Raw genomic sequence first — 18553 nt, 5'->3', positions numbered from 1 at the left:
ATTACGATTCATTTGATAGTTTTAGTATATCAAATAGCTTGAATAAAACACTTAGTAAAATTCCTACGACTGTAGCGAGTCCCATACCAGCAAGTGTTACTTCACCAATGCTGATGCTTGCTCCGCTGATACCAATTACTAGGATTACACATGTAAGAATTAAGTTCTGTGACTTATTATAATCCACATTTGCTTCAACTAACATACGAATACCACTTGCTGCAATGATACCGAATAATAGTAATGAGATTCCTCCAAGTACAGGAACAGGAATGGAATTAATTAGTGCTGCAAGTTTTCCAACAAATGAAAGTAAGATAGATAGTACTGCTGCTCCACCAATAATCCATGTTGAGTACACTCTTGTAATAGCTAGTACTCCGATATTTTCACCATAAGTAGTGTTTGGAGTTGAACCAACAAAACTAGATAGGATTGTTGAAATCCCGTTACCAATGAATGAACGGTCAAGACCAGGATCTTTTGCTAAATCTTTTTTAACGATATTGGATGTTACAAAAAGATGCCCAATATGTTCTGGAATAAGTACTAATGCAGCTGGAATTATTATTAAGATAGCTGACCAGCTAAACTGCATGGTGTGTAATTCCGGAATTGCAATCCAATCTGCTTCTTTTACAGGGGTAAGATCAACTAACCCAAAGAAATAAGCAATAATATATCCACCAACAAACCCAATTAGGATTGGAATTATCTTAAAGAATCCTCGGAAAGTAACCCAACCAATTATTGTAATTCCAAGGGTTAATAATGACACTGTAACAGTGGTCGCATTAATACTTTCCCCAGTTAATCCAGCTTGACCAGCGGCAACTGGTACTAACTCTAACCCAATAACTGCAACAATAGCCCCCATTGCAGCGGGAGGGAATAAAATATCAATCCATCTTGTCCCTACCAATTTCACTAATAACCCAACGAGTGTTAGAATGATTCCGACTGCTAAGAATCCGCCTAAAGCATACCCATAACCAAATTTATCGATAACTAATGTTACAGGTGCAATAAAAGCAAAGCTAGAACCCAAATAAGCTGGAATTTTTCCTTTCGTAATGAAAATGTACAAGAGTGTTCCGATACCATTCATTAATAGAATAGTTGCTGCGTTTACACCAAAGATAATCGGAACTAAAACAGTAGATCCGAACATTGCAAATAAGTGCTGGAAACTTAATGGTAAACTTTGTAAGAATGGTAAACGTTGATCTACTTGTATTTCATCATATTTTGCCATAGTAATTCTCTCCCTTAATAGATTGTTCATCAGTTACCAGGTAAGAGATAATAAAAAAACACCTTGCCCGAAAAAGGACAAGGTGCTATAAAGCATGAGGATATAGAAATGGATAGACCATTTCTATGAATATATAAGACAGCCGTACTGCCTTACACACCTTGCCAGTCTCACAGGACTGAATTAAAGGTAACCGTATGAACTTAAGTACATATTACACGTAATAAAGAATTATGTCAATCTGCTTTTTTAGGATGTATATAAAAGCAAACCTTAGAAAAAATATACACATGAGATACATAACTTTTATATTTACCATGATAGGAATATTACTTGTGCCAACGGTAGTAAATGCTGACAAAATGGTGACTGTTAAACTCAGGAACTATATCGGAAACACAAATGAACTAGACATTAGAATCGAAGGAGACTATTTTAGTTTAGACCCAACATTACATTTACTCGAAGGAGTGAGCTATACATTATCACTAAAGAAAGGAGAGCTATATCTAAAACATGAGGAACAGAAGAAACAAAAAATAAACGGAGGATTAATTTTAGTTCCACGAGACTATGACATAAACCATGTAGTATATATAAATGACAGACCATATTTAGGTGCGATGGAATTCATTATCGAAGAGGATCATTCCATACGTCCAATAAACCAATTACCATTAGAAGATTATTTAAAGGGTGTTGTTCCTTTTGAAGTTTTTTCATCATGGGGACTTGAAACATTAAAAGCGCAAACTTTAGCAGCTAGAACATATGCTGTTTCTAAAATGGACCATGTAATGGATGACACCATCAGCTATCAAGTTTATGGTGGGTATGAGTGGGACGTCAATACAACAAAGGCGGTAGAAGAAACAAAGGGCGAGGTAATAACGCATAATAACCGATTAGTTGAAACATTTTATTCAGCGAGTAATGGTGGTGTAACGGAAAATAATGCGAATGTGTGGGGAGGACAACCTTTAAATTATTTTCCTATTAAAGATGATCCTTTTGATCCAACACATCCTTGGGAATATTCGTTGCACGAGACACAAATTAACTATGAAAGTATTGATTTCAGTAATCCAAACTGGTGGGAAGATACGAAGGAAAAAGATAAAGATATTACCAATACAATAAAAAGTTGGTTAAATCGAAATGGTTATCCAGGTGATATCAAGATATTAACCATACCTGAATTTCAATTAAAAGGAGATCAACTAGCCTCTGGTAGAAGTGTTAGTGGCTCGATAAGCATGACATTTATGAGACGTATTTTAGATGGGTTGGTCTTGTTTGAGCAAATTCAATTAAAAGACGTGAATCTCAATCGAATTCGTCCAATGATTGGTGGGACCATTTTTAAAAGTTATTTAATCGATTCCCTTCAGCTAGAAAGTGGTGTATATACGATGAAGGGTAGAGGGTTCGGACATGGAGTGGGTATGAGTCAATGGGGGGCGCACTTCATGGGAGAGCAAGGAAAAAATTACAAGGAAATAATTTCATTTTATTATCCAGGTACTACAATAATGGATATATCATCCGATACATTGAAGCAATTGAAATAGAAATAGCCCATAATCAGGTGAAAACAGAGGCATTTTAGCCTCTGTTTTTTATGACTTAAAAACCCATGAGCCTATGGTTATTTATTTTTAACGTACAAATTAATATCATAAACATCTTTCATTTCTTTTTTGATAGCATCTACCTTGTCCTGTAAGTTCATGTTTTTGGAATCATTAAGGTGATCAATTACTTCTTTTCGTACGTTATTTAGTTTATCTTTCTCTTTTTTTAGCTTCTTTTGAAAAAAATTATAATAGACAAAAGCAAGTGATATTAAGCCAATATTAAACAAATAATAAGGATTCAATATGATATTTGCAAATGTTGTAAATGGGTCAGAAACATAACGTAAGTCTACAACATAAAGAATCGAAAATAAAACGAGTAAAAGCAGTAAGGCTGCTATAAGAAAGTTATTACGTAATCTCTCAAATCGTTTCTTCTTATTACTTTTCTTAATGACTTCTTTTAATTGGTGTATTGTTTCAGAAGAAAGATTTTCCACGGTTTTTAATGGCATTACTAATCCCCCCTATATATCATATTTATGCTAGTCCGGTAGTATTTAATCATTCTTTTATAAATGTACTTAGTATCGGATACAATCAACAAATATGCATAATACTATACTGTTTACATTAAAGAGTTATATCGCAATAATAGTGAAAAGGGTGAATGATCTTTGAATACAAAGCCTCGGATTGTTGTATTAGGTGCAGGCTATGCAGGCATGATGACAACAAAGAAACTAATGAAAAATCTCTCTCCAGAAGAAGCAGAAATAGTATTAGTCAATAAGCATAATTATCATTATCAAACAACATGGCTCCATGAATTAGCAGCTGGTACAATTAATCAAAATCAAGTTCGAATAATGATTCGGGATATCATTAATCCGAATCGGGTACGTCTAATCTATGACACGGTAGTTAAAATTGATAAAGATGACAGCCGAGTTATATTGGAAAATAGCGAATTGACATACGATTACTTAGTTGTGTGCTTAGGGTATGAAACCAACACATTTGGAATAAAAGGAATGAATGAACATGCATTCTTTATCGAGGATTTCGATTCTTGTCGTTTAATTCGTGAACATATAGAATATCAATTTGCGAAATACAATAATGATCCAGATGCTGACGAATCCAGTCTGAACATTCTGGTTGGTGGCGGTGGCTTTACAGGAATTGAATTTATTGGTGAACTTGTAGAAAAAGTTCCTAAACTATGTAAAAAATATGATATTGATAGAGGAAAAGTGAAAGTTATAAATGTCGAGGCAGCACCTAGTATACTACCTAACTTTGACAAAGATTTAGTAACATATGCCAAAAAATCATTACAAGAACGTGGTGCCCATATCATGGAAGACACACGCATAAATGAGTGTACACAAGAAGGGTTTATTGTAGGAGAAAACAATGAATTAATCAAGGCAGGAACTATTGTTTGGACAGGCGGTGTTACTGGTAATTCGATATTAGGTACATCAGGTTTCGAACTGACAAAAGGAAAGGTAATGGTTCATGGTGACCTGAGAGCACCTGGTTACGACAATATCTTTATACTTGGTGACTGTGCATGGGTAATGAATAAGCAAGAGAACCGTCCATACCCACCAACTGCACAAGCTGCGATGCAACATGCAACAACTTGTGGGAATAATATAAGGGCTCTTATTCATAATGAACCTTTAGAAGAATTTGTCTTTAGCGATAAAGGAACTGTAGCAAGTCTAGGAGTCACAGATGGAATGGGAGCTATTTTAGGTGATAAAAAGTTATATGGTAAGTCAGCGGCAGCTATGAAAAAAATTGTCGATGATCGCTACTTATTTTTACTAGGTGGTCCAATACTCTTATTGAAAAAAGGTAAGGTTCGTCCATTTTAACAATGATTATAACATTATTTTTGCTTGGATTCGACTTAGGGCAATGGATTAAAATTGAACTGTCAATCTAAGTTTTTTAATAAAATGAGGTGGTTTCATGAAAAAAATATGGAAATGGTTTTTAATTGGGATGGCGGCTATCGTTGGCTATATGGTTACTTGTCGTTCATTAGAAGATAAGCGAGATTTTAGATAGTGACTCCCACCTTGCTAATTATAGTAAGGTGGGTTTTGTTACGCATGAATTATTGGTTTCTTCTAATACTAAATTCAGGAGGTGTTGACCATTAATGAAAAAGATTATATTACTAATGTTTTTGTTTGTATTTGCATCCTCTATTGAATTGGCCGCAGAAAACAAGTTAATTATATCGGATGGTGACGTTAACGAAACACTCATGCGAAATGATTTTACTTATCGACACATAGATTCTATCTTTCTTGACCATGAAAAATTGTCATTATTAATGGAACGACTAGAAGACCAAGTATATCAAGAGCCAGTTAATGCTACTTTAGATGATTCCTGGACCATTGTTCCAGAAGAAGTAGGGCAATCGTTAGACCGCCATAATTTTATACGTTTTTTTTATGAATTTTTTTATAGTGATGTTTCGTTCGAAATGAAGGTACCTAAAAAGGTTGTTTATCCAAGAGTTGATACTGAATTATTATCTGATATTAGCTCCAACGAAATCGGTAACTATCTTACCTACTTCCGTGCAAGTAATCGGGAACGTTCCCATAATATTCAATTGGCTGCAAAGGCAATCAATAATCATGTAGTTTTTCCTGGAGAAACATTTTCCTTTAACGAAGTAGTCGGGAAACGTACAGTAGAAAAAGGATATAAGCGAGCTCCTGTAATTGTCAAAGGAGAATTATCTGAAGACATAGGCGGAGGTATATGCCAGGTATCATCAACTTTGTTTAATGCCGTTTCTTTAAAAGGAATTAAGATTGTTGAAAGGTATTCTCACAGTCGTGCAGTACCATATGTTCCACCAGGAAAAGATGCTACAGTGAGTTGGTGGGGACCGGACTTTATTTTCAAAAATGAGTATAGTCACCCCATTTTAATTCGTGCAAAAGCAAAAGACGGACAAATGGTAGTTCGAATATTTACGTCAGATTTTGCAACAGCTAATAGAAAAAGGGACGGTTCCTCCTAGACTGAGGAGGAACCGTCCCTTTACTATTTATTAGGTTAGGAGCATTAAGAGTAGTGAGCCCTATAATTGATGGTCACTTAAGCTTGCTTATGTGCTTCTAATTCAATATTAATTTTCACTTCTTCTCCAACAAGTACTCCACCTGTTTCAAGAGCTGCATTCCATACAAGTCCAAAGTCTTTTCGATTTAGTTTAGTTGAACCACTGAATCCTGCTACTTCATTACCCCAAGGGTCTTTACCGACACCCTCTACAGTTACATCGAACGTCACAGGTTTTGTAACCCCACGAAGAGAAAAATCACCAGTAACAGCATACTCGTCATCTGATGTTCTCTTGATGTCAGTTGATACAAATGTCATTTTTGGATGATTTGCAATGTCAAAGAAATCATTTGAACGTAGGTGGTTATCACGATCTTCATTGAGAGTATTGATGCTATTTACTTCTACAGAGAACTCGATCTTTGCATCTGTTAAGTCATTAGGGTCTGCCTCAATTGTTGCATCAAAATTGGAGAATGATCCCCTAACTTTTGAAATCATCATGTGTTTAACAGTAAATTCTAATGCGCTGTGGCTTTTGTCAACATTCCAAACTGATTTTGTCATAATAATTTTCCTCCCATTGGTTATTATCTGATTCTAAGTTACTTTACGTAAGTAAGTATATATGCATAACAAGCGTAAGTCAAGAGTCTGTAATTAAATTATATTTAATTACGTGTAATTTGGAACACAGTTTTGCCACTTAGCTAACAAAGGATTCGAATATAGTGTTGAGAATGGTCTTACTAGTCAATCGCCGACACGATTTAAGTTGGAAATGAAAATAATAGTATATGCCTGTAAAAGGAGGTGGGAAAAGTGGACAAAGGTACCGTCATTCGTACATCGTTGCTTCTTTTGGCTTTATTAAACCAAATATTAGTAATCTTTGGGAAATCACCACTTCCAATAGATAGTGAGACATTGGAACAGTTTGTATCCTCACTTTTTACCGTAATTATTGCACTAAATACTTGGTTTAAAAATAACTATATAACAAAGAGAGGAATTGCTCAGAGGGATGTATTACGAGAAAAAGGTCTAATTAAGCGGGAGGAGAGAAAATCTAATGGCAAGACCAATCTTAATCATTGACCCTGGTCATGGTGGGAGGGACCCAGGTGGTGGCACAAATCGTTATTGGAAGGAAAAGGATTTAGTGTTAAAAATATCGTTGTACCAATACAATCGGTACAGAGAATTAGGAGTTCCCGTTGCTATTACAAGAACTACTGACAAGTACCTTTCTCCAGATGAGAGAACGCGGATCGTTCGTGATAGTGGAGCAAAATATTGTCACTCTAATCATCTTAATGCTGGTGGAGGGGATGGTGCCGAAGTCATTCATTCCATTTATGATGGGAAAGCAATGGCTCAAAAAATTGCAGATGAATTACGCAAAGAAGGTCAAAATATTAGACGTGTATTCACTCGTACACTTCCGGGGAATTCTAGCTTAGATTATTATTTTATGATTAGAGAGACTGGGAACGTTGTAACTAATATTATCGAGTATGGATTTGCAGATTCACCTGGTGATGATATACAACAATTACGTAATAACCATTTGAAATATGCAGAAGCAGTTGTAAAAGCATTTTGTGAATATGCTGGATACACATACCGAACTCCAACGGGAGAGGAACAAGATGTCCATATACCAATAAATCCAGCACCAGCACCAGCACCAAGTAATACTGGCGGTGGATCAAATGGGGCTAACGGACAGTTTATCCATTTACCTGTTTCAGAGAATGCTTGGCGTATATATCCAATTGATGTAGCACCTGTAAAAGGGAATGAAAAAGGATTTCTGAATCCAGCTAAATTTGGTGGGTTAACATATGAAGTTCTAGGTCAGCCTCAGCCACATGTCTATATTATCCATACCAGTGATTTTGGTAGAGTACAAATTTACGGACATCCTAGTACTGGTGCAGTAATAAATAGCAGTCCAGGTTCTGCAACAACAAGCCCTTCAACTAACACGGATGAGAAGACAGAAAAGCATTTACACTTATCAGCTAGTGAGAGTTCTTGGAGAGTATATCCAATCGGGGTTGCTCCAGTGAAGGGAAATGAGGTTGGTTTCTTAAATCCTAAGAAATTTGGTGGTCTGACGTATGAGATATTAGGTAGTACAGGAGCACATGTTTATATTATTGAAACTACTGACTTTGGAAGAGTACAAATCTATGCTGGACCGAATACAGCATCGACCATTAGTGACGATGATAAACGTGGATCTAATAATACCGTTAAAAATTCCGGTGATCGCTATTTGTATTTACCGGCATCGGAAAGTTCTTGGCGTGTGTATCCATTAAATGTTTCCCCAGTAAAAGGTAATGAGAAAGGATTCTTAAATCCGAAGAAATTCGGGGGATTATCGTACAAAATACTAGGTACTACACAGGCACATGTGTATATTATTCAGACCGGTGATTTTGGCAAGGTACAAATTTATGCGCACCCAAGCACTGGAGCTACTATCTCTAATAAATAAAAATTTATCAGGATGTCTTACTGACTTTCATTAAGACATCCTTAACTGTGATTAAAAGTATTTCGGAATAGAAATATTTCGGTTTCCAAAATATTATTAGTGAAAATTAATTCATTTATTGGTAAAATACTAATTAATTCTAATTTTAAAATGAGGAGAGATTTAATGCAGCAGACTAGTGAATACGAGAAAACATGGGATTTGGATGTTATTTTTCCTGGAGGAAGCGAATCAATTGAATTTCAGGAATACCTAAAAATAGTAGAGACAGAATTGAATGAGTTATCCACTCTAGTTATGGAATATGATCCAGATAAGAACGGAAATAGCTTGTTGTTAGTTGACATTGTAAAGACATTGGAAGCAACTATGAAAAAATTACGAGAATCCTTTGCATACATAAGTTGTTTAAGTGCACAAGATGTCAAAGATGCTAACGCCAATTTATTAGTTGGAAGACGAAATGACTTAGCTGCAAAAATGGGTGGTATTCGTACTACTTTGAATCAAAAGCTAATTTCTATTTCTGACAATACTTGGGCAGGTATATTAGATAGTGAAGAATTACGTGAGGTGGCATTTGTATTAAATGAAACGAGAGAAGGAGCTAAAGAATTACTTCCTTCAGAACAAGAGGTTATTATTAATGACTTGGCTGTAGACGGATACAATGCTTGGGGACAAATGTATCAAACTGTAGTTGGTAATATGACAGTGGAAATTACCGAGGGGGAAGAGGTTAAGTCCTATTCTGTTGGACAGGCAGCAAATAAATTAAGCAGTCCAGACTCTGAATTTCGTAAACATGTTTTTGAACAAATGAGTAAGGCTTGGGAAAATAATTCTGATTTATTTGGACAAACACTTAATCACTTAGCTGGTTTCCGCTTGCAGAAATACAAACATCGTGGTTGGGATGATGTCTTAAAAGAACCACTTAAGATTAACAGGATGAAAAAAGAAACATTGGAAGCAATGTGGAATGCAATCACCAATAATAAAGAGCACTTCGTAAAGTACCTCGATAAAAAAGCAGAAATACTCGGAAAAGAAGAGCTAGGGATATATGATATTGGTGCACCGTTATCTAAAACGGTTAAAACAGTACCTTACACAGAAGGTGCCAAATTCATTATCACTAATTTTAGTAAGTTCAGTCCGAAAATGGCAGAATTTGCACAGATGGCGTTTGAAAAGCGATGGATAGAAGTAGAGGATCGTCCAGGAAAACGTCCAGGCGGCTTCTGTACTAGCTTCCCAGATAGCCAACAAACTAGAGTATTTATGACATACTCTGGAACATCATCCAATATATCTACACTTGCACATGAATTAGGGCATGCATATCACCAGCATGTTATGAATGATATGCACGGTCTAAACCAGGGGTATGCTATGAATGTTGCAGAAACAGCTTCTACGTTTGCCGAAATGATTGTAGCGGATGCAACGGTTAAGGGTGCAGAAACAAAGGAAGAAAAAATTGAATTGTTAGAAGATAAAATACAGCGTAGTATAGCATTCTTTATGAATATCCATTCGAGATTCCTATTCGAGACTAGATTTTATGAGGAACGTAAACAAGGTATGGTTTCCGTAAATCGTCTTAATGAGTTGATGATCGTAGCACAGAAAGAAGCTTATTGTGATGCTCTTAATGAGTACGATCCAACTTTCTGGGCATCGAAATTACATTTTCATATTACAGGAACACCTTTCTACAACTTCCCATACACATTTGGATATTTATTTAGTCTTGGAATCTATGCACATGCACAAAATAGTAATAAGAGTTTTGAAGATGACTATATTGCATTATTACGTGATACGGGTCGTATGAATGTAGAAGATTTAGCAATGAAACACTTAAATGTAGACCTTACAAAGCCTGATTTCTGGGAGAATGCTATTGCACTTTGTGTTAAGGATGTTGAAGAGTTTATTTCTCTATAAACAGGAATAATTGCCAAAAGAATAAACTTAAGCTACAATAGCAATAGCAAAAAAAGTGAAAAATAAGACCACAGGGGGAGCCTTTTGGCTGAGAGTGAACGAGTTAGTTCAGACCCTTTGAACCTGTTAGTTAGTACTAGCGTAGGGATGGTGGCTTTTATGATGGATAAAGTATGCAATGTGAGCGGAATTCCCCATCAGGAAGCTTCCCCTTGGCATTGCTTTTTTTGTGTTTAAAAATCCATATTTCGGGTTTTTATAATACAGTTGGGGAGGAAATAACATGAGTTCTAAAAAAACGTTATTTATGGTTGAGGTAGCTGTATTTACGGCTTTGGCATTAGTATTAGACCTTTTGCCAGCATTTAAGATGCCTAATGGTGGTTCAATCTCTTTTGCTATGATACCTATTTTTATTGTTGCTTTTCGTTGGGGATTAAAAGGGGGACTTCTTGCAGGGTTGTTGTGGGGTGTTCTTCAAATGGCATTTGGTGCTTACATTTTAAATCTTTATCAGGCATTCATTGAGTATGGCTTTGCATTTACTGCTTTAGGAGTTGCAGGAATCTTTGCAAAACCAATTCAACAAGCTCTTAAAGATGGAAAAGTTATTAAAAGGCTAACTTATATTACATTAGGAGTATTTATAGGTTCTGGATTACGTTTTCTAGCTCATTTCTACGCTGGAATTGTCTTCTGGGGCAGTTCAGCTCCAGAAGATCAACCTGTATGGTTATTTTCTTTAATTTATAATGGATCTTATATGTTACCTTCATTTATCTTATCAACAGTAGTGGTGTTTTTCTTATTTATCAAGCAACCTAAAACATTGCTACAATCAGCTTAACATTAGGTATTTCGCTCACATACTAAGAGTAATCTCATAGGAGATTACTCTTTTTTAATACCCAAGTAATTTGTTGGTGACGAGTACTGAGAGAATTAGTCAGTATAATGTAATATATGTAAAAAATCATTTGGATTGTGACACCGGGCAAATAACTTACTTGGGCTGAGTAAAAGAATAAAGGACTAATTGTGTAAAATTACTTGCATATTTTTGAATTACCCTTTCACCGCTGTATTTAGGTCCGCATAGGCTATAGCACAACGGAAAGAGAGGAAGATGTAAATGGAGCTTACATTAGCCCATTGGCTATATGGTATTTTTACGCTAGCTATCATTGTAACAATGATATTCCGAAAAGGTGTCGTTCTTCCAACTTTATTAGGGACATTTATTATCGCTTGGGTGTATAAGGGAAGTATTGTTGATGGATTTACAGCTATCTTTAATGCTAATTTAATTGCCGCACAAGAGTTATTTAGTATTTTCTTAATCATTACTTTTATGTTGGCTTTGTTAAATTCGTTAAAGGATTTAGGAGCAGATGTAAGAATGATTCAACCGATTCAGAAAGTAATGATAAATGGGCATATATCATTTTTTGTATTGGTTGGTGTAACTTATGTTATTTCATTGTTCTTTTGGCCAACTCCAGCTGTGCCGTTAATTTGTGCATTATTGGTACCGGCTGCAGTAAGGGCCGGACTGCCAGCAATCACAGCAGCTGTTGCAATTGCACTTGCTGGTCAGGGAATGGCATTATCTTCTGACTATATTGTACAGGTTGCTCCAAGCTTATCAGCAACTTCTGCCGGAATTGATGCAGGAGTTGTTGCAGATAAATCTTTAATTCTATCTGTAATAGCCGGTGGAATTGCAATATTGCTAGCATACTTTATGTATCGTAAGGGTATTCGTGCTAAGGATGACCCAAGAAATGAAGCAGACTTAAACACATTAAATGCCGCAGAAAACACTACCAACGAAGCAAAAACGAATAATTTATCGAGATGGAGTAAAGTGTTTGCTATTTTTGTACCGCTATCCTTATTAGTAGTAGTCATTTATATGATGTACAATAAACTATTTACTGGGAGTGGTGGCTTAGTAGGTGGAGATGGAGCTGCATTTGTTGGTGGTGTTGCAGTTATATTGTTACTTCTATCGACAGTCGCTTTTGGTAAACATCATGCCCTTGATTATATTTCCAATCATATTACGGATGGCTTTGTCTTTGCATTCAAAGCGATGGGACCAGTTATACCAATTGCAGGTTTTTTCTTTTTAGGTAGTGGTGATTTTGCTGCTAATATTTTGGGTGTGGAAGAGGGGCCGTCGTTCCTATTTGGTTTAGTCGAAGCTACTCAAGAGTTTTTACCACAAAGTGCAATACTTGCTGCGTTTAGTGTATTAATTATAGGTATTATAACGGGACTGGATGGGTCAGGTTTCTCTGGATTACCGTTAACCGGTGCTCTTGCAGCTTCCCTTGAAACACAAGGCATGGATACTGCTACACTTGCTGCCATAGGTCAAATGGGAGCCATCTGGACTGGTGGCGGAACCATTGTAGCTTGGTCTTCACTTATTGCAATAGCAGGATTTTGTGGTGTGTCCGTTATGGAGCTCGTTCGTAAAAACTTCCTACCAGTAATCATTGGATTATTTGTCATGACACTATTCGCGGTTTTTATTCTGTAAATTTAGATAATTATAATTGGTATCTATGTTTGCTTTTGTTACAATTATACTAGAAGTAATAAATTGTTGGAGGTCATATTGTGGCAAATCAAACGGTTGATATTGTAAGTAAGTCCTTAAAAGCATTAATAGATGACAAAGCTTTTTTACCAGAATTAACTGGAGATGGGAGAAAGAAGGCATTTACTTCCTTACTTTCCATCCTCTCAACTCCAGATCATGTTAATAAATCCTACTTAAGGATTGCATTAGAAAATGGTCAAGTTGTTCGAATTCCTTCCTTTCGTGTTCAGCACAATAATGTTCTAGGTCCTTACAAGGGTGGAATTCGATTCCATGAGACCGTAAAAGAGGATGAAGTTGTGAATCTCGCTTCACTAATGACGCTTAAGAACGCATTACATGAGGTCCCTTTTGGTGGTGGAAAAGGTGGCGTCGTAATTAATCCACGTGAATTTAGTGAAAGGGATCTTTATGTGATTTGTAAGAAATATGTTCAATACTTTAGTGATATTCTAGGTCCGGATAAGGACATCCCTGCACCTGATGTTGGAACAGGAGAACGGGAAATGGATTGGATGATGGCAGAGTATAAAAGTATTCGTCCTGGTGAATCATACCTTGGTAGTTTTACTGGAAAAAGTGTGATTAATGGAGGCTCCTTAGGGAGAAGAGAAGCAACAGGTAAAGGGGTCTACTTTACATTTCGGTATTTATTACATGATTTTGTCCAAGATAAAGAGAGTTGGTTAGCAGAGCGGGACAATATATTTGCGAAGACAGCATTGTCTTTGAAAGATAGACCTTTAAAACTTGCCTTTCAAGGATTTGGCAATGTAGGCTCAATAGCGGCTCTATCCGCCTATCAATGTAATCATCTTAATAATAAAGTTGTAGCGGTTAGTGACCGAAATGTTACCTTATTCAATTCTGACGGTTTAGATATCCCATCCTTAGTTAAGTTTGTTACCAAAAATAAAGGGGATCTTCCTATTAATGAATCTCAACTGAACGAAGCGAGTATAAAAGCAACTATTTTAAATCGTGAAGATATCCTTATGCTAGATGTCGATGTATTATTTTTAGCAGCATTAGAAAATCAAATTCATCATGATAACATGAAGAAAATTCAAGCCAAGATCATTGTGGAAGGTGCCAACGCACCAGTGACAACCGAAGCGGATGATTACTTAAGTGAAAAAGGAATTATTATTATCCCAGACATATTAGCTAATGCTGGTGGGGTTATCGTTTCGTATTTAGAGTGGCTACAAGGAAGAGAAACGCAATTCTATAGTGAAGAACAAGTATTTGAAAAACTATATGATAAAATGAAAAAAACCTTTGATTCCGTGTTTCCGCAGTTCTTTGGTGATCCATTCTCATTAAGACAAAATTGTTATATCCATGCAGTTATGAAGTTATCGACAATTTTATATCGACAAGGAAAGTTATACTAATATATTGGAATGAACTTGGCTTACAAGATTAATGTAAGCCAAGTTCATTTTAGTACTGAAAAGAAGGGGGAGATAGCAATAGCTAACGCTAAGCAAAGTACAAATATGGACCCTACCTTGGTTTTTCCTTTCCAAAGTGTAATTGAAAAACCAAGTGTGTAAAAGAACATAATTAGCATTATTACCCAAATTAATAATCTCAATCTCTAATCTCCTCTATTCTAGGTAAGTCGCTCTGTCTCCCGAATTTTCCAAGCTTAACTTGAGCTGTTACATTTATCTTCATATCTGGATATGTTTTCATCCAATCAAAATCCTCCCAATCTGAAATAGTACTAAATTTCTTTCTTGCTAATAATGACCAACCAAATGGCTCTGACTTGTATTCTTCTTGAGTTTTTTTAACGAAGTCATTAAATTTATTGTTAAGATTATCTTCTATTGATTCTTTTAGCTTATTTCTTTTCTCTTTGTCCTTATGATAGTCAGTCATACTGTGATTGGACAACACTTCCAGTAATAATGGAACAGTAACATCGATAGTTGGGGTTCCACTTGTTAGCTTCATGTTGAATTCTAATGGACTAGCATTATCCATGCGAAATGCAATTCGATACTTCTCATCAAATGGATCAGGGATTGTACCTATAAAATATCCTGGTTTTAAAGATGGGTTTAATAATATAGCTATTCTTGTTTCTTCGATTGTTAACGTATCAATCATCTTAGCTTCCTTAAATACTGCTGAACCTAAAAATTCTGTTACATTTGATTCTCCTTGAAAATCAAACTCCCCAGCAGTTATTTGTTGAGGGTTTTCACCTGATTGGCTATTTTCGTCTTTTATCGTTGTACCATATATTCCTAAAAATAAATCAGCATCTGCTTCAGTAATGCGAAAAAATTGGTATAATTGTGATTCGGGTATATTACCCATTTCATTCCCCGTAGCTAGTATTTTTTCAAAATATTCATGTGGTCTTGTTTCTAATAAAGGCTTATTATTTTGAAAGAATGTGGCAGTTTCTTCTTTTGTAACTAATAATTTGATGTCTCTTTTTATTTCCATCGATTTAGTTGCATCATAAATCCATCTAATGAAATTCTCGTCTCTAGCAAAATCCTCTGAAATAATAATCATTCGTAACAAATCATATGTAATCTGCTTTGCAATAACCGTATTCGCCATATTTCTAGAGGAAATGAAGTCATCCGCTACAAAGGATATTATCTCTCTTGGTGGTTCCTGTGACCCACCACTTTGTGCAGAAGAACCTGCCTCCGGGTTTGAAATCAAATATGTGATTCTAACACTATTCTCATTATCCTCTACTTTGTCAATTCCAATTGCAATTACAAAGGTAAGCTCTTCTACTTCTTGTTGATCCCAGCATCCACTTAGAATTAGCAAAAGGGCTGGAATCAGGATAAACTTACCTAATATCTCTTTTATTAGCATGTTTAAATTCTCCTTTAAGCTTTGCAATCAACCACATTAAAAATGGTAAGAGGAAAAAGAGAGGTGTTGCAATTAATAGCAACTTTTCTTTTATGTCAAAAATAATAAAGGTAGGATTTTCTGGAATCATACCTATAAATACAACTAATGTAGCTAAAGAAGGGATCAGGTATTCAAAGTGTTTTATTTTGAATAAATGTCCTAATAGAATAGCGTTGATATACAAATATATACTAAATCTTACAAAGGATGCAATAAGCCAAAATGGTAAAAAAAATGCCTCCATATTGATTATAAAACCAAGTGAAATGGTCCGTATTACTTCATGATACGGATAATTTAATTGCATAATAGTTTTGTAGTCAAATAAAAAAATATAACAAACCATCGTAATACTAATGTTTATAATAATGAACATCAGTGCTAACCATGTCCCTTTTTTAAAAACTTTTACACTTTTAATATATGGATAAAATAGAAAAAGATATAGGAAGTCAGCATAAATTGAAAGTCTTAGTGAGCTTTCTTTCACTACATCCCATGCTCCATCACCCAAAATTGGGAATAAAAACGCAGCATTTCCCTGTCCAATTGTTAAGATTAACGCGAGAAATAATGACACTTGGAGATAGGGAAATACTGTCCAGGCAACTGAGCCGATTTGTTCGAAACCTCTTGTTGCGCCATAAGCACATACAAGCATTAATATTCCATAGATGATGATAGTGGGGGTTTTCGTGAAATACATGGTTCCGATAATATCCGTATAGATAGCTGTATCAACAATAACTGCCACAAATGCAACAAGCAAAATTGTTAACAGTATAATAAAGCTAAAAAATTTTCCAAATAGGTGATCGGATACTTCGACTAAACTTTTGCCTTTATAATTGGTAAAAACTTTTATTAATAAGTAGATAGGAATAATTGTTATCAGACCATTAATGATAGGTGCCATCCAACCGGCGTTCTTTATGTACTCAAATAATATAGAGGGTGTGTTGTCCGTTACCTTTGTCCCAACCATAAGTAAGACTATTGCAATATATTCTTTTATTCCTATTAACTGTTTTGATTGTTCCATTTGTACCCCCCTTATCGTTTTTTCAAATCTTTTGGTTTTAAATAACCAGGTCTAAGCATTTCTTTCTGTAATACCTTTCTAAAAATCTTATCGCCGGATGATGCATAGCTTGGTGTTAAAGGAGATAGATATGGTACGCCAAAGGACTTAATGGAAACCATATAAAATATTCCCATGGTAAATAATGCTGTAATTCCATATAAACCCATAAAACTAGCAGAAAATAATAGTAAAAACCTGCTTATTCGGACGGTGAAATTCATACTAATATCACCTATTGCAAAGGAGCTTAAACCACCTAAGGCCACAATTATGACTACGATAGGACTTACGATATTTGCTTGAACAGCTGCCTGCCCTAAAATAAGTGCCCCTACAATACCAATAGTTGGACCAATAGGACTTGGGACACGCAATCCTGCTTCTCTTATCAATTCGAAGGCAAATTCCATAATAAATACTTCAACAGCAGCAGGAAATGGCACCTTTTCTCTAGTAGCAGCAATTGCTAATAATAAATCAGGAGGTACCATTTCTGAATGATAGGTTACCACGGCTACATATAGAGATGAGGTAAATAACGTAATAAATAAAGCTAGTATGCGTAGTAACCTTGTGAAATTCCCGTACGGAAAACGTAAATAGTGTTCTTCTGATGTATGATAGAATGACCAAAATGTTGCAGGAAGCACTAATGCATCTGGCGAATTATCCATTAGTAATACGATATATCCATCTTCTATAAAGGAAGTAGCACGATCTGGTCGTTCTGTATATAATATTGTGGGAAAAATTGAATATTTTCTTTCCTCAATATATTGCTCTAGTAGACTAAGATTTTGAATAGCATCTACATCCAGAGCATTAACTCTGTTTTTTACATTTTGTAATAATTTATCACTCACTAGATCTTTCTCGTATACAATAAATACATCATTTTTTGAACGTTTGGAGATCATGAGTGATTCGACCACTAAGCTCTCACTTTTTACTCTTTTTCGAATTAGCGATATATTGGTAGTTGCCTTTTCATTAAAACCTTCCTTCGGTCCCTTTACGACGTTTTCGTTTTGTGCTTTTTCTACTGACCTACTTTCAAATTTAGCTGCTCCAAGTAAGTATGCATGGTTCTCCCCCTCTACAAATAGTGCAGCATTTCCTTGATTAATCTGGGTAATTATCTCCCCAACTTTGCTAATTCTCTCTATGGATTGAATCATAATAATATCTTCAACTTTTTGGGAAGAACCTTTATTATTAAGTAAAGGACCAATTACATAATCTTCTAGTGCCTTGGAGTCAGTTATAGTATTTATAAAGAGGATTGTTGATTTTTTATTTATTCCAGATATTTCGATGGAACGAAATACTACATCTTGGTTGTCTGGGTAGGAATAAATGGATTTAAATGAATCGATTGTCTTCTCAAGATTAGATTGAATATCAGATTCTTTGAGTTTTATATCCTTACTGGAAGATTGTTCATTTGCTAGGGTCTTCCTGTGAGTTTTTCTAAGTGATTTCTTCAACATATAAAGCCACAACTCCAACTATTGTTTTCTTATACGTTTCCACCTAATAGGAAAAATTATGTAACATAACC

15 protein-coding genes and 1 riboswitch are annotated in these 18553 nt (G+C 35.4%); of the genes, 9 read left to right on the top strand and 6 right to left on the bottom strand.

Going from position 1 to position 18553, the window contains the following annotated elements:
• Window position 1: 1 nt before the first annotated feature.
• On the bottom strand, window positions 2–1255 hold the full coding sequence (uraA, locus tag TY11_RS08960) for a uracil permease (RefSeq protein ID WP_042145200.1): 1254 nt from the start codon (window positions 1253–1255) through the stop codon (window positions 2–4).
• A 335-nt stretch (window positions 1256–1590) separates the two neighbouring features.
• Here uraA and TY11_RS08955 point away from each other — a divergent pair, with 335 nt between their 5' ends.
• Entirely contained in the window at window positions 1591–2826 is a 1236-nt protein-coding gene (locus TY11_RS08955) for a SpoIID/LytB domain-containing protein (RefSeq protein WP_231495799.1), read from the top strand.
• A 77-nt stretch (window positions 2827–2903) separates the two neighbouring features.
• Here the strand turns inward: TY11_RS08955 and TY11_RS08950 are convergent, their stop codons facing one another.
• Window positions 2904–3347: a DUF2663 family protein gene (locus TY11_RS08950; RefSeq protein ID WP_042145196.1), complete on the bottom strand. Its 444-nt coding sequence runs from the start codon at window positions 3345–3347 to the stop codon at window positions 2904–2906.
• Between the two features lie 162 nt (window positions 3348–3509).
• Between TY11_RS08950 and TY11_RS08945 the strand changes: the two genes are divergently transcribed.
• On the top strand, window positions 3510–4721 hold the full coding sequence (locus TY11_RS08945) for an NAD(P)/FAD-dependent oxidoreductase (RefSeq protein ID WP_081755880.1): 1212 nt from the start codon (window positions 3510–3512) through the stop codon (window positions 4719–4721).
• A 290-nt stretch (window positions 4722–5011) separates the two neighbouring features.
• A complete protein-coding gene (locus TY11_RS08940) occupies window positions 5012–5893 on the top strand; it encodes a VanW family protein (protein ID WP_042145193.1) in 882 nt (293 codons plus the stop codon).
• A gap of 77 nt (window positions 5894–5970) precedes the next feature.
• On the opposite strand, the gene TY11_RS08935 is transcribed toward TY11_RS08940, so the two are convergent.
• Window positions 5971–6504, bottom strand: a complete 534-nt coding sequence (locus TY11_RS08935) for a YceI family protein (protein WP_042145191.1) — start codon at window positions 6502–6504, stop codon at window positions 5971–5973.
• A gap of 255 nt (window positions 6505–6759) precedes the next feature.
• On the opposite strand from TY11_RS08935, the gene TY11_RS08930 reads away from it, so the two are divergent.
• From TY11_RS08930 to TY11_RS08905, 6 genes are all read left to right on the top strand, one after another.
• The gene (locus TY11_RS08930) at window positions 6760–7035 is read left to right on the top strand and encodes a phage holin (protein ID WP_042145188.1); all 276 of its coding nucleotides are present in this window, start codon (window positions 6760–6762) and stop codon (window positions 7033–7035) included.
• On the top strand, window positions 7010–8446 hold the full coding sequence (locus TY11_RS20840) for an N-acetylmuramoyl-L-alanine amidase family protein (RefSeq protein ID WP_052345785.1): 1437 nt from the start codon (window positions 7010–7012) through the stop codon (window positions 8444–8446). Before TY11_RS08930 ends, TY11_RS20840 begins: the two co-directional genes overlap by 26 nt.
• A gap of 165 nt (window positions 8447–8611) precedes the next feature.
• On the top strand, window positions 8612–10399 hold the full coding sequence (locus TY11_RS08920; protein ID WP_042145186.1) for a M3 family oligoendopeptidase: 1788 nt from the start codon (window positions 8612–8614) through the stop codon (window positions 10397–10399).
• Between the two features lie 63 nt (window positions 10400–10462).
• A riboswitch (TPP riboswitch) is annotated at window positions 10463–10565 on the top strand.
• 117 nt (window positions 10566–10682) lie between these two features.
• A complete protein-coding gene (gene thiT, locus TY11_RS08915; protein ID WP_042145183.1) occupies window positions 10683–11246 on the top strand; it encodes an energy-coupled thiamine transporter ThiT in 564 nt (187 codons plus the stop codon).
• 285 nt (window positions 11247–11531) lie between these two features.
• Window positions 11532–12947 carry a hypothetical protein gene (locus TY11_RS08910; RefSeq protein WP_042145181.1) on the top strand — a complete coding sequence of 472 codons (1416 nt, stop codon included), beginning with the start codon at window positions 11532–11534 and terminating at the stop codon, window positions 12945–12947.
• 80 nt (window positions 12948–13027) lie between these two features.
• The gene (locus TY11_RS08905) at window positions 13028–14407 is read left to right on the top strand and encodes a Glu/Leu/Phe/Val family dehydrogenase (RefSeq protein ID WP_042145179.1); all 1380 of its coding nucleotides are present in this window, start codon (window positions 13028–13030) and stop codon (window positions 14405–14407) included.
• Between the two features lie 199 nt (window positions 14408–14606).
• On the opposite strand, the gene TY11_RS08900 is transcribed toward TY11_RS08905, so the two are convergent.
• The 3 genes from TY11_RS08900 to TY11_RS08890 are packed head-to-tail and all read right to left on the bottom strand — an operon-like array spanning window position 14607 to window position 18482.
• Window positions 14607–15866 carry a Ger(x)C family spore germination protein gene (locus TY11_RS08900; protein WP_042145176.1) on the bottom strand — a complete coding sequence of 420 codons (1260 nt, stop codon included), beginning with the start codon at window positions 15864–15866 and terminating at the stop codon, window positions 14607–14609.
• Window positions 15841–16950: a GerAB/ArcD/ProY family transporter gene (locus TY11_RS08895; RefSeq protein ID WP_042145173.1), complete on the bottom strand. Its 1110-nt coding sequence runs from the start codon at window positions 16948–16950 to the stop codon at window positions 15841–15843. The genes TY11_RS08900 and TY11_RS08895 overlap by 26 nt, the downstream gene beginning before the upstream one ends.
• Before the next feature lie 11 nt (window positions 16951–16961).
• On the bottom strand, window positions 16962–18482 hold the full coding sequence (locus TY11_RS08890) for a spore germination protein (RefSeq protein WP_042145171.1): 1521 nt from the start codon (window positions 18480–18482) through the stop codon (window positions 16962–16964).
• Window positions 18483–18553 lie beyond the last annotated feature (71 nt).

It is taken from the genome of Paucisalibacillus algeriensis, assembly GCF_000577245.1.
Lineage (GTDB): Bacteria > Bacillota > Bacilli > Bacillales > Amphibacillaceae > Ornithinibacillus.
Note: the sequence above shows the minus strand (reverse complement) of the source record. Positions and strands in the feature narration are given on the sequence as shown.

What these genes read in the sequence shown, in the direction of transcription:
- TY11_RS08950 (WP_042145196.1), bottom strand. Translation starts at nt 3,347, where the DNA reads ATGCCATTAAAAACCGTGGAAAATCTTTCTTCTGAAACAATACACCAA.
- TY11_RS08890 (WP_042145171.1), bottom strand. Translation starts at nt 18,482, where the DNA reads ATGTTGAAGAAATCACTTAGAAAAACTCACAGGAAGACCCTAGCAAAT.
- TY11_RS08895 (WP_042145173.1), bottom strand. Translation starts at nt 16,950, where the DNA reads ATGGAACAATCAAAACAGTTAATAGGAATAAAAGAATATATTGCAATA.
- TY11_RS08910 (WP_042145181.1), top strand. Translation starts at nt 11,532, where the DNA reads ATGGAGCTTACATTAGCCCATTGGCTATATGGTATTTTTACGCTAGCT.
- uraA (WP_042145200.1), bottom strand. Translation starts at nt 1,255, where the DNA reads ATGGCAAAATATGATGAAATACAAGTAGATCAACGTTTACCATTCTTA.
- TY11_RS08940 (WP_042145193.1), top strand. Translation starts at nt 5,012, where the DNA reads ATGAAAAAGATTATATTACTAATGTTTTTGTTTGTATTTGCATCCTCT.
- thiT (WP_042145183.1), top strand. Translation starts at nt 10,683, where the DNA reads ATGAGTTCTAAAAAAACGTTATTTATGGTTGAGGTAGCTGTATTTACG.
- TY11_RS08920 (WP_042145186.1), top strand. Translation starts at nt 8,612, where the DNA reads ATGCAGCAGACTAGTGAATACGAGAAAACATGGGATTTGGATGTTATT.
- TY11_RS20840 (WP_052345785.1), top strand. Translation starts at nt 7,010, where the DNA reads ATGGCAAGACCAATCTTAATCATTGACCCTGGTCATGGTGGGAGGGAC.
- TY11_RS08935 (WP_042145191.1), bottom strand. Translation starts at nt 6,504, where the DNA reads ATGACAAAATCAGTTTGGAATGTTGACAAAAGCCACAGCGCATTAGAA.
- TY11_RS08900 (WP_042145176.1), bottom strand. Translation starts at nt 15,866, where the DNA reads ATGCTAATAAAAGAGATATTAGGTAAGTTTATCCTGATTCCAGCCCTT.